The organism is Vagococcus bubulae (assembly GCF_003950315.1).
GTDB lineage: Bacteria > Bacillota > Bacilli > Lactobacillales > Vagococcaceae > Vagococcus > Vagococcus bubulae.
The window spans coordinates 1-12502 of the sequence record NZ_NGJT01000005.1 but is presented as its reverse complement, the minus strand read 5'-3'; the positions used below and the strand labels follow the sequence as shown (position 1 = coordinate 12502).

The 12502-nt window shown below is 35.5% G+C and carries 11 protein-coding genes and 1 pseudogene; 10 read left to right on the top strand and 2 right to left on the bottom strand.

Annotation, left to right across the window (positions count from 1 at the left end):
* Nucleotides 1–3: 3 nt before the first annotated feature.
* On the top strand, nt 4–822 hold the full coding sequence (locus tag CBF36_RS03915; RefSeq protein WP_125956812.1) for a Cof-type HAD-IIB family hydrolase: 819 nt from the start codon (nt 4–6) through the stop codon (nt 820–822).
* Between the two features lie 11 nt (nt 823–833).
* Entirely contained in the window at nt 834–2039 is a 1206-nt protein-coding gene (gene ftsY, locus CBF36_RS03910; RefSeq protein WP_125956811.1) for a signal recognition particle-docking protein FtsY, read from the top strand.
* Nucleotides 2040–2085: 46 nt separating this feature from the next.
* Here the strand turns inward: ftsY and CBF36_RS03905 are convergent, their stop codons facing one another.
* Nucleotides 2086–2841: a DeoR/GlpR family DNA-binding transcription regulator gene (locus CBF36_RS03905; protein WP_125956809.1), complete on the bottom strand. Its 756-nt coding sequence runs from the start codon at nt 2839–2841 to the stop codon at nt 2086–2088.
* A 224-nt stretch (nt 2842–3065) separates the two neighbouring features.
* Here CBF36_RS03905 and CBF36_RS03900 point away from each other — a divergent pair, with 224 nt between their 5' ends.
* The 8 genes from CBF36_RS03900 (at nt 3066) to CBF36_RS03865 (ending at nt 12195) form a co-directional block, all read left to right on the top strand.
* The gene (locus CBF36_RS03900; RefSeq protein ID WP_125956807.1) at nt 3066–4523 is read left to right on the top strand and encodes a CoA-acylating methylmalonate-semialdehyde dehydrogenase; all 1458 of its coding nucleotides are present in this window, start codon (nt 3066–3068) and stop codon (nt 4521–4523) included.
* A gap of 13 nt (nt 4524–4536) precedes the next feature.
* A complete protein-coding gene (iolB, locus tag CBF36_RS03895) occupies nt 4537–5355 on the top strand; it encodes a 5-deoxy-glucuronate isomerase (protein ID WP_125956806.1) in 819 nt (272 codons plus the stop codon).
* Nucleotides 5356–5372: 17 nt separating this feature from the next.
* Nucleotides 5373–6332, top strand: a complete 960-nt coding sequence (gene iolC / locus CBF36_RS03890) for a 5-dehydro-2-deoxygluconokinase (protein ID WP_125956804.1) — start codon at nt 5373–5375, stop codon at nt 6330–6332.
* 14 nt (nt 6333–6346) lie between these two features.
* Nucleotides 6347–8260: a 3D-(3,5/4)-trihydroxycyclohexane-1,2-dione acylhydrolase (decyclizing) gene (gene iolD, locus CBF36_RS03885; protein WP_125956802.1), complete on the top strand. Its 1914-nt coding sequence runs from the start codon at nt 6347–6349 to the stop codon at nt 8258–8260.
* Nucleotides 8261–8349: 89 nt separating this feature from the next.
* On the top strand, nt 8350–9234 hold the full coding sequence (iolE, locus tag CBF36_RS03880; protein WP_125956800.1) for a myo-inosose-2 dehydratase: 885 nt from the start codon (nt 8350–8352) through the stop codon (nt 9232–9234).
* Between the two features lie 15 nt (nt 9235–9249).
* Nucleotides 9250–10845, top strand: a complete 1596-nt coding sequence (locus CBF36_RS03875) for a solute:sodium symporter family transporter (RefSeq protein WP_125956799.1) — start codon at nt 9250–9252, stop codon at nt 10843–10845.
* Nucleotides 10846–10869: 24 nt separating this feature from the next.
* Complete coding sequence (iolG, locus tag CBF36_RS03870; RefSeq protein WP_125956797.1) at nt 10870–11874, top strand: inositol 2-dehydrogenase; 1005 nt, start codon at nt 10870–10872, stop codon at nt 11872–11874.
* A 12-nt stretch (nt 11875–11886) separates the two neighbouring features.
* Nucleotides 11887–12195 carry a PTS sugar transporter subunit IIB gene (locus tag CBF36_RS03865; protein WP_125956795.1) on the top strand — a complete coding sequence of 103 codons (309 nt, stop codon included), beginning with the start codon at nt 11887–11889 and terminating at the stop codon, nt 12193–12195.
* Between the two features lie 119 nt (nt 12196–12314).
* Here the strand turns inward: CBF36_RS03865 and CBF36_RS12570 are convergent.
* Nucleotides 12315–12502 (bottom strand): annotated as a pseudogene (locus CBF36_RS12570) (transposase); the annotation flags it as partial.

Sequence of the window (12502 nt, the reverse complement as noted above, 5' to 3'; positions counted from 1 at the left end):
AACATGATTAAGTTGATTGCGATTGATTTAGATGGCACATTATTAACTGATGATAAAAAAATCTCTGATAAAAATAAAGTAGTGTTAACTCAAGCGAAAGAACAAGGAGTAAAGGTTGTCATTTGTACGGGACGTCCGTTATTTGCGATTGAGCCTTACTTGGATAGACTTGAGTTGAGAGATGAAGGGGATTATAGTATCACGTTTAATGGTAGTTCCGTGCAAAAAAATGATACTGGCGAGACGCTATTAGCTCATTCTTTATCTTTTGACGAAGTTAGTCGAGTGACTAACGTGATGACCGCATTAAATTTACCGTTAGATATTATTTCAGTGGATACGGTTATTCATTTAGATACTGCTAAAGAACCTTACTCTTCTATTTATGAAAGTATGAATCCACTGCTTAAGGTGGAGCATGCGACACTTGATACATTGGATCAAAATCGTTTGTTTAACAAAATGGTTGTGGCTGTTGAAACAAGTTATTTGGATGAAAAATTAGCTCAATTACCAAAAGAGTTATTAGAAGAGTTTAATATCATGAAATCACGTGAAAATTTATTAGAAATCATCCATAAAGAAGCGAGTAAAGCTGCTGGCATTGATGAATTGGCAAATTATTTAGGGATTAAACAATCAGAAGTGATGGCAATTGGTGATGAAGAAAATGATTTCTCAATGATTGAGTATGCTGGATTAGGTGTTGTGATGGAAAACGGCAGTCAAGGTGTGAAAGACATTGCCCAATTTATTACGAAAAGTAACCAAGAAGATGGCGTGGCACATGCCGTTGAAAAATTTGTGTTAATTAATGAGTAGGAGGCAGTTAGATGGGATTTTTTGATAAGATTAAAAAAGCAGTTCTCGGTGAGAAAAAAGTTGAAGAAACACCAAAAGAAGAGATTGTCGAAGAATTAGAACAAAGCATTGAAGAAATAGATAAAGAAGAAGGTCTTGAAACAACTGTCATTGTCGAAGAACCAGAAGAAGTAGCGGTTGAAGAAATCATTGATTCAAAACAAGAAGAACCAAAACAAGAACAACCAAAAGAAGAAATAGTCAAAGAAGTGGTGGTTGAAGAAAAACCACAAGATACCGTTCAAAAATATGACAAAGGATTAGAAAAATCAAGACGATCTTTTGGTCAATACATGAATGAATTATTTGCTAACTTTAGAATGGTTGATGATGAATTCTTTGAGGATTTAGAAGAAGCGTTGATTTCTGCCGATGTTGGATTTGAAACAGCGATGCGTATTTCCGATGAGTTGCAAGAAGAAGTGAAATTAAAAAATGTTAAAAAGAAAAAAGATGTCCAAGCGACAATTATTGAAAAATTAGTTGAGATTTATGAAGCTGAGGGCGTTGAAGAAAACAATGAATTAAATATTCAAAAAGATAGTCCAACAATTATGTTATTTGTTGGTGTAAATGGCGTGGGTAAAACCACAAGTATTGGGAAACTAGCTAAACGCTACAAAGACGAAGGAAAAAAAGTGTTGTTAGCTGCAGCTGATACCTTTAGAGCTGGAGCGATTGATCAATTAGTTGTCTGGGGAGAACGTGCTGGTGTTGATGTTGTTCGACATAATGCCGGTGGAGATCCAGCTGCAGTCGTGTATGATGCTGTTGAGAAAATGAAAAATGAGCATTATGATATTTTACTAGTGGATACGGCCGGTCGTTTACAAAACAAAGTAAACTTGATGAAAGAATTAGAAAAGATGAAGCGTATCATTGAACGTGAATACCCTTCAGCTCCTCATGAAGTGTTATTAGTAGTAGATGCAACAACTGGACAAAATGCATTGATTCAAGCAAAAGAATTCAAAAATACCACAGATGTGACAGGAATAGTTTTAACAAAACTTGATGGCACAGCTAAAGGTGGGATTGTTTTAGCTATTAGAAATGAATTACATTTACCAGTAAAATTAGTTGGATTGGGAGAAAAAATAACTGATTTAGAAGCCTTCAATCCAAATCAATTTGTTTATGGATTATTTAAAGATTTAATGGAAGATTATGATGGGTAAATAAAAAGCGATAAAGCCTTGATAGGTTTTATCGCTTTTTTGTTATTTATAGTGAATGTAGAACGTCAATGTTATGCTCAATAAAATAAGAAGAATAAGGTTCAGAAAACTCTTTATTTGTAATGAGTAGGTCAACATCACTCAAATCTGCATAAGTTAATAACGTCGAATGATCAAATTTTGTTTCATCAGCTAGTAAAAAGATTTTACCCGCTTTATCAATCACTTGTCGCTTGATTTCGTATTCCATAATATCAGAATTCATTAATCCACTATTGATAGAAACAGCTGTTGCTGCCATAAAAGCTTTTGTAATATTATATTTAACGGATAATTCGTCATTTTCTACCCCAACAAATGAACGGGTAGGTTTCTTAAAGATATGACCAATCAGAAAAATAGTTGCTTTTCTTAGTTTTTCAGCTTTTAATACAACATCTAAACTATTGGTAATAATTGTAAGAGGAATGTTTTCATCCACATAATCTAGGATATATTTCGTTGTAGTACCAGAATCAATATAGATTAAGTCATCTGCCTCAATAAAAGAAGCCGCTTTTTTTGCGATTGCTTTTTTATCTTCTTTATTTTCAATGTTTCGGTATTCAAAATCAACAAGAGTTCCCTCTTTTACACTAACACCACCGTAAACTTTTTCAAAACGTGAGTCTTTAAGTATCTTATTAACATCGCGTCTGATGGTATTCATGGATACGTTGAATTCCTCTTCCAATTCTTTTAGACTCACATGGTTGTGGTCTAAAATATATTGTTTCATTGATTCAAATCGTTTCTCTTTCATAAGTATTTCTCCGCTTTCTGTCATTTCTTTTATCATATCACTTAAACATAAGTTTATCAAGAGTTAATCAAATTACGTTTCAATTACCAATAATTTTTATAAAATTAACAAAAAATATTGACTGTTGATTAAATTAAAGGTAATATTAAGTCGAAGTTAACCAAAACAACCAAGATATAACAATTAAAATGGTATGTTTTAAGTAAATCTATGGAGGGGTATTAATGTCAATTAGAAAATTAAAAAATTATATAAACGGTGAGTGGATAGAAAGTCAAACAACAACCTATGAAACAGTGGTAAATCCTGCTACAAAAGAAGCAATGTGTGACGTCCCTTTATCAACGCGTGAAGATTTAGATCATGCAGCAACAGTAGCGCATGAAGCATTTCAAACATGGAAAGAAGTCGCTGTGCCAAGACGAGCACGCATTTTATATAAATTTCATCAATTGTTAATTGAAAACAAAGATGAGTTAGCCAAATTAGTTACGTTAGAAAATGGAAAGGCTTTATCAGAAGCATATGGTGAAGTTCAACGTGGGATTGAAAACGTAGAATTTGCTGCTGGAGCACCAACCTTAATGATGGGTGATAATTTATCTTCTATTGCAACAGATGTTGAAGCAAGTGTTTATAAATACCCAATCGGAGTAGTTGGTGGGATTACACCATTTAACTTTCCAATGATGGTGCCATTCTGGATGTTCCCAATGGCGATTGCAACAGGAAACACAGTGGTGTTAAAACCATCTGAAAAAGCGCCAATGTTAATGGAAAAAGTGGTGAGCTTATTAGAAGAAGCTGGTCTACCTAAAGGAGTGTTCAATGTTGTTTTTGGAGCACATGATGTTGTAAACGGTTTATTACAACACCCAGATATCAAAGCTATTTCATTCGTTGGGTCACAACCAGTTGGACAATATGTTTATACAGAAGGTTCTAAAAACTTAAAACGTGTTCAATCTCTAACAGGTGCTAAAAACCATACGATTGTATTAAATGATGCAAATCTTAAAGATAGCATTCCTGCTATTGTAAGTGCCGCATTTGGTTCAGCTGGTGAGCGTTGTATGGCAGCTGCAGTGGTGACAGTAGAAGAAGGTATCTATGATGAATTCATGGCTGAGTTAACAAAAGCCACAAAAGATATCAAGATGGGGAATGGATTAGATGACGGTGTGTTCTTAGGACCAGTTATTCGTCAAGAAAACTTAGATCGTACACTAAACTATATCGAGCAAGGTGTTGAAGCAGGAGCAAACTTAATCTGTGACGGCCGTGATCAATTAGATGAAGATGGATTCTTTGTTGGACCAACTATCTTTGAAGGTGTGACAACAGACATGACAATCTGGAAAGACGAATTATTTGCTCCAGTGTTATCTATTATGAAAATTAAAGATTTACAAGAAGGTATTTCTATAGCAAATGCATCAGAGTTTGCTAATGGCGCATGTTTGTTTACTAATAATGCTTCAGCTATTCGATACTTTAGAGAAAACATTGATGCTGGAATGTTAGGTATTAACTTAGGAGTTCCTGCTCCAATGGCAATGTTCCCATTCTCAGGATGGAAATCATCATTCTACGGGACACTACCAGCAAATGGAAAAGCAGGAGTAGATTTCTATACACGTAATAAAGTCGTAACAGCACGTTATGCACGTAGTGATGTGTAAAGGGGGAAACAAAATGGTTGAGCTAAAACGACGTCCATATAAAAAAGAACTTTCTGAACACGTGGTGGAATGCCATCACGTGACACGTGAAGCCGATGGATTACGCTACATTGAAATGCGGGTCTTAAACCTATCTAAAGATGGTATTTATACAGAAGAATTAACAGATTTAGAAGCCTGTATTGTTGCAATGACTGGGAAAGTTGATGTGACAGTTGGTGAAGAATCATTTACACAAATTGGACAACGACAAGACGTGTTTGACCGAGTACCGACTGATAGTGTCTATGTTTCAAGTGGCAAATCATTCCAGATTACGACAAGTGATGAAGCTAGAGTGCTAATTGCTTATGCACCAAGTAATAAATCATTGCCAACAGCTTTAATTAAAGCTTCTGATAATACAGTAGAACATCGTGGTAAATATCAAAATAAACGAACAGTGCATAATATTATGGATGATCAAAGTCCCATTTCAGATAAATTGATTGTGGTTGAAGTGTATACAGATAGTGGTAACTGGTCTAGCTATCCCCCTCATAAACACGATCAAAATAATTTACCGCACGAGTCATTCTTGGAAGAAACCTATTATCATGAAATGAACCCTAAACATGGATTTGTATTCCAACGAGTGTATACCGATGATCGTTCGTTAGATGAAACAATGACTGTAGAACATGAAAATGTGGTGTTAGTACCAAAAGGTTATCATCCAGTATCAGTCCCTGATGGATACGATGGTTATTATTTAAATATTATGGCAGGGCCAATCAAAAAATGGCAATTTCATAATGACAAAGATCATGAATGGATTTTAAGTAGAGATTAATAAAAAGGAGTTTAACTATGACAACTTATGATTTAATTGCCGTTGGTCGTGCGTGTATTGATTTGAATGCAGTCGAGTACAATCGTCCAATGGAAGAGACAGAAACATTCAGTAAATACGTTGGAGGCTCTCCAGCCAATATTGCAATTGGGGCATCAAAATTAGGATTATCTTGTGGATTTATTGGGAAAATTCCTGATGATCAACACGGAAGATTTATTTCAAAGTACATGTCAGAAATTGGAATTGATACAAGCCAAATGGCAATAGATAAAGATGGACATAAAGCAGGATTGGCTTTTACTGAAATTTTAAGTCCGTCAGAATGTAGTATTTTAATGTACCGTGATGATGTGGCTGACTTATATTTAGAGCCAAGTGAAGTCAGTGAAGACTACATCAAACAAGCGAAAATGTTAGTTGTATCAGGAACAGGTTTAGCACAAAGTCCTAGCCGTGAAGCCGTATTAAAGTCAGTTGCATTAGCACGAAAAAATGATGTCAAAGTGGTGTTTGAATTAGACTATCGTCCTTACACATGGAAAAACGCGGAAGAAGTATCTGTTTACTACTCAATCGTTGCAGAACAATCAGATGTCGTGATTGGTACGCGTGATGAGTTTAATATGTTGGAAAACGTAACAGAAGGAAATAACGACAACACCGTAGCGTATTTATTCCAACATGAGCCAGAATTAATCGTCATTAAACATGGTGTGGAAGGATCATATGCTTATACAAAAGAGGGCGAAACATTCCGTGGTAAAGCGTATAAATCAAATGTATTAAAAACATTTGGCGCAGGGGACTCTTATGCCGCAGCCTTTTTATATGCCTTAAGTAAGGGAAAAACAATTCAAGAAGCATTGCAATATGGTAGTGCCTCAGCAGCCATCGTGGTAAGTAAACATAGCTCATCTGAAGCCATGCCAACAGTAGAACAAATTGAAGAATTAATGGAAGAACAATCAAACTAAAAGGAAGTAAGCTAATGAGAGAAACGATTCGATTAACAACAGCACAAGCATTAGTTAAGTTTTTAAATCAACAATATATCTATGTTGATGGTGTAGAAACACCTTTTGTTGAGGGAGTATTTAATATTTTTGGACATGGTAATGTCTTAGGTCTAGGTCATGCTCTAGAAGAAAATCCAGGGCATTTAAACGTAATGCAAGGTAAAAATGAACAAGGGATGGCGCATGCTGCGATTGCTTATGCCAAACAAATGAAACGACAAAAAATTTATGCTGTGACAGCTTCAGCTGGACCTGGTTCAGCAAACATGATTACGGCAGCCGCAACAGCGCATGCAAATAATATTCCTGTTTTATTTTTACCAGCAGATACTTTTGCGACACGTCAACCAGATCCAGTGTTGCAACAACTAGAGCATGAATCTAGTATTTCACTAACAACAAATGATGCGTTCAAAGCAGTATCACGATATTGGGACCGTGTGACACGTCCTGAACAGTTGATGTCTGCGTTAATTCGAGCGTTTGAAGTGATGACAAATCCTGCAACGGCAGGGCCAGCCACAATTTGTTTACCGCAAGATACTGAAGGGGAAGCATTTGATTTTGATGCCTCATTCTTTAAAAAACGTGTACACTATTTAGATCGTACTAGTCCAGTTGAAAGAGCCTTGAATGATGCACTAGATAGAATCAAAGAAAGCAAACGTCCAGTGATGATTGTGGGTGGCGGTGCGAGATATTCTAGTGCTGGTGAGGTAATCCAACAGATTGCAACGCAACATAATATCCCATTAGTTGAAACGCATGCTGGAAAATCAACTGTTCCAAATAGTTTTGTTTATAACCTAGGAGGAACAGGTATCTTAGGCACATCAGCAGCCAATAAAGCAATTGACTCAGCTGATTTAGTTATTGGTATTGGAACACGATATACCGATTTTACCACGTCATCAAAGACAGCATTTGACTATGATAAAACACGTTTTATTAATATTAATGTGAGTCGAGTACAAGCTTATAAATTTGATGCACTACAAGTAGTAGGTGATGCAAAAGCTAGTTTAGAATGGTTTAGTCAACATCTTGGTAATTATAAAGCAAGTTATGGTCAGGAGCTACAAGAGTGGCAAAAAGAATGGCAAGAAGAACGCCAACGTTTACATAATATTGTCTTTAATAGAGAAACATTTAAAGCAGAAATTGCGGATCATTTTTCTCAAGAAATCATGAATGATTATGCTGATGTATTGCAAACTGAATTTACTCAAACCAATGCACTCATCACGTTAAATGATACGGTAGCAGATGACAGTGTTGTCGTTGCTTCAGCGGGTTCTTTACCAGGTGATGTGCAACGATTATGGGAAACGGACACAGTTAATACATATCATTTAGAGTATGGTTACTCATGTATGGGGTATGAAGTGGCAGGAGCGTTAGGAGCAAAATTAGCTAACCCAGATCAAGAAATCTATGCCGTATTAGGCGATGGTAGTTTCTTGATGTTACATACAGAGTTAGTAACAGCCCTACAGTACAAACAAAAAATTAATATTTGTTTGTTTGATAACGCTGGATATGGCTGTATTAATAATTTACAAATGTCTAATGGTGGCGGAAGTTTCAACTGTGAATTACGTGATGTTGATAATCAAATTATGGCAATTGATTATGCGATGGTTGCAAAAGGATACGGAGCAAAAGTGTATCGTGTTACCACACGAGAGGAACTCGTTGCCGCATTAGAAGATGCGAAAAAACAAACAGTGTCAACATTGATTGACATTAAAGTATTACCAAAAACCATGACTGATGGATATGGTGGTTGGTGGAATGTTGGGGTATCAGAAGTATCAGATAATCCTAATGTGACACAAGCATGGAAACAACGACAACAAAAGTTAGAAAAAGCGTGGAAGTATTAAGGTTGGGGAATATAGCTAGCTAAATAAAGGTGTTAGCTATATTTCTTTTAAAAATAAAGAAAGCGCTCTTTTTGAGCCGGGAGGATACTATGACAATTAAGTTAGGGATTGCACCAATAGCTTGGACAAATGATGATATGCCAGAATTAGGTAAAGAAAATACGTTTGAACAATGTGTCAGTGAAATGGCATTAGCAGGGTACACAGGAACAGAAATTGGAAACAAATATCCGAAAAATCCAGAAGAATTAAAAAGCTACTTAGAACCACGTGGATTATCAGTAGCTAGTGCATGGTTTAGTGCCTTTTTAACAACCAAACCATTTGAAGAAACAAAAGAAGCCTTTATGTTACATCGTGATTTTTTACATGCTATGGGAGCAAAAGTTATTGTTGTTTCAGAACAAGGACATAGTGTACAAGGTCAAATGGATACACCTGTTTTTGATAAAAAACCTGAATTCAGTGAAGAAGAATGGCAAAAATTAACAGAAGGATTAGAAAAATTAGGTGAGTTGGCAAATGAAAAAGATATGTCAATTGTTTACCACCATCATATGGGGACAGGCGTTCAAACAACTGATGAAATCAATCGTTTGATGGCTGAGACAGACCCTAAAAAAGTATCCCTATTATATGATACTGGTCACTTAGTTTTCTCAGGTGAAGATCCAATTAGTATCTATCAAACACATAAAGACCGTATTAAACATATCCACTTTAAAGATATTCGCAAGGAAAAAATGGAAGAAGTTAAAACCAACTCATTTAGTTTCTTAAAAGGTGTTAAAGAAGGTGTGTTCACCGTTCCTGGAGATGGCATGATTGATTTTACGCCAATTTGGGAAGAAATTGAAAAAGATGGTTATGAAGGATGGATTGTCGTAGAGGCAGAACAAGATCCAGCAAAAGCTAATCCATTTATTTATGCCAAAAATGCTCGTGAATACATCAAATCAGTTACGAAACTGTAATAAAGGGAGACGGTCATGAATCTATTTTCTATTCTAAGTTTTGTTGTCATTATTAGTTGTGTGTGGGTATTTGCTTATAAACGCTCACGTGGTGTCAATGTTGATGGGGCAGAAGGATTCTTTATGGGTGGTCGAAGTTTGACTGCCCTACCGATTGCGGGTTCGATCATTATGACGAACTTATCAACAGAACAAATTGTGGGTCAAAATGGTCAAAGTTATGTCGCGGGCATGGAAGTTATGGCATGGGAAGTCACATCAGCCATTGCAATTGTTATGCTAGCATCTGTTTTCTTACCAAAGTATTTGAAGTATGGTATCAACACCGTATCTGATTTTATTGAAATACGTTATGATACACAAATTAAGCGAATTATTTCGGCATTATTTATTATTACTTACATCACATCGTTTTTACCAGTAGTGTTGTATTCAGGCTCATTAGTCTTTAATAAGATTTTTCGAATAGATGAGTTATTAGGTATTCGCCCAATAACGTCTATTATTATTGTTTCGCTTGCTATTGGTGTGATTGGTATTTTATATCTACTTATTGGAGGATTACGTTTAAGTGCTTACAGTGATACAGTGTATGGCTTTGGCTTACTAGCTTGTGGTTTATTGATTCCAACGATTGGGGTTACAATGCTTGGTAATGGCAGTTTCATTGGAGGTATTGATCATATTGTGGATAACACACCGTGGTTACTAAATTCTGTTGGTTCAATTGATTCAGCGATTGTTCCTTGGCCAACGCTATTAACAGGTATGATGTTTAACAATTTATATTTCTGGTGTACCAATCAGATGATTGTCCAAAAAGCTTTGGCTGGAAAAAACTTAGCAGAAGCACAAAAAGGGGTATTTATCGTTGGATTCTTTAAAGTATTTGGTGCATTATTCTTAGTATTTCCAGGAATTGTGGCGAGAAATATTTTTGGCGATGCATTAATGGGGATGCCTGATGATGCGTATCCAACACTTGTAACACACGTATTACCAGAGATGATTTATGGTGTCTTTGCAGCCGTTATTTTTGGCGCAATTTTATCATCATTCTCAGGTGCTTTAAATGCCACATCAACGTTATTATCTCTTGATTTTTATAAGCCTGTTTTTAATAAACAAGCAACCGATCATGATATCACGCGTTTTGGTAAACGAATTACCATTGCGATTGGATTATTATCTATCTTTATTTCACCATTAATTTCATTTGCACCAGCTGGATTGTATCAATTTGTGCAAGAGTTTAATGGATTGTATAATATGCCATTGTTAGTGATTATTTTATTAGCGTTTTATTCTAAAAAAGCAACAGCCTTTGCAGCAAAAGTAACGATTTACTTGCACATCGTCTTGTATGCGTTATCAAAAGTTGTGTTAAAAGATGTGCATTTTTTATATGTGTTAAGTGTACTATTTTTCTTAGACATGTTTGTCATGTTTGCTGTCTCAAAACTTAAGCCAGATGGTGATTTTGAGTTGAAAGTCTTTAATACAAAGGTAGATATCACACCTTGGAAACATACCAAATTAGTGAGTGTGATTACCATTTTAGTAGTTATTTTAACATATTTAATGTTTTCTCCATTGGGGATTGCTAGATAAATAAAAAATTAGGGGATGAATGATATGACAAAAGAATTAGTTGTAGGTGTAATTGGTGGCGGACGTATTGGAAAACTTCATACAAAAAATTTGGTACAAATGCCAGGTGTGAAAGTAAAAGCAGTCGCAGATATTTTTGCAGATAACATGCCAACATTTGAAGCAGAATATGGTGCCCCTTTAGTGTCGGATTTTGATACAATTTTTAATGATGATGAAATAGATGCAGTATTTATTTGTACACCAACAGATACACACGTTGAGTTAATTAAAAAAGCTGCGGCAGCGAAAAAACATATTTTCTGTGAAAAACCAATTAGTTTTTCTGATGAAGAAACAGTTGAAACTTATCATATCGTGAAAGAAGCTGGTGTAAAATTCCAATTAGGTGTTAACCGTCGTTTTGATCGTAATTTTGCACAAGTTAAAAAACATGTTCAAGATGGCGCTATTGGAGATATCCAATTATTACGTATTGATTCACGCGATCCAGAAGCACCACCTTTGTCTTATGTTAAGTCGTCAGGCGGTCTATTTTTTGATATGATGATACATGACTTTGATATGGCTCGTTTTATCACTGGTAGTGAAGTAAAAGAAGTTTATGCTACAGGGGATGCATTAGTTAACCCAGAGCTAGAGGGTGTGGATGTTGATACGGCGATTGTGACATTAACATTTGAAAATGGGTGTTTAGGTGTGATTAGCAATAGCCGTCAAGCAGTGTATGGCTATGACCAACGTTTAGAAGCATTTGGTTCAAAAGGTGCCTCTCAAGCAGAAAATGAGCTAGTGAATAATGTTGTGTTATCAGATGAAGCTGGAGTACATAGCCAAAAACCACTTCACTTTTTCTTAGAGCGTTATAATGATGCGTATATTAAAGAAGTTGAAGAATTCTTGACAGCGATTAAAGATGACACAGATACTGTTGTGACGTATGAAGATGGCATCATGGCACAACGTTTAGCGTTTGCTGCAAATGAATCATTAAAAACTGGTCAGCCTGTTAAAGTTAAAAAATTATAAAAGGTGAATGACATGGAAAAAAGTATTTTATTTATCTGTGAGTCAGGTATCAGTGCCTCATTATTTGTTTCAAAAATGTTAGAAAGTTTAAAAGAACATGGTTTAGACTACGATGTAGATTATGCGCCTGTTCAACGTGTGGAAACAAAATTGTCACAACAACATTATGATGTGATTTTACTTGCACCACAAATTAAACGTTATGAAAAAGAGCTAAGAAGCATACTTGAAGAAAAATCGCATGAGTCATATGTGAGTGGGATTCAAGATGACGAATTCGTTACAATGAATATTGAACGCATTTTAGAGAGAATTAGATAAAACGACAAAGAAGAGGCTGACCCAAAAGTCTCTAAAATAAAAAAACAAGGATTTAAGAATGAAAATATCATTTTTAAATCCTTGTTTTTGAGTTCATTCGTACTTTTCAACTGCCTATAGGCAGTTAATTTCCTTATGTTTATTGCCATTAATGCAAAACCTAACTCATTAATCACCTTATCTTTTCCTCTAACAGAGAAACGAGTGAACGACAAATTAGCCTTTAGATTTCCAAAGGCTGGTTCTACATCAATTTTTCTTTGTTTATAAATTTTGCCTGTTTCTTCTGCATTGATAAGTGCTTTTG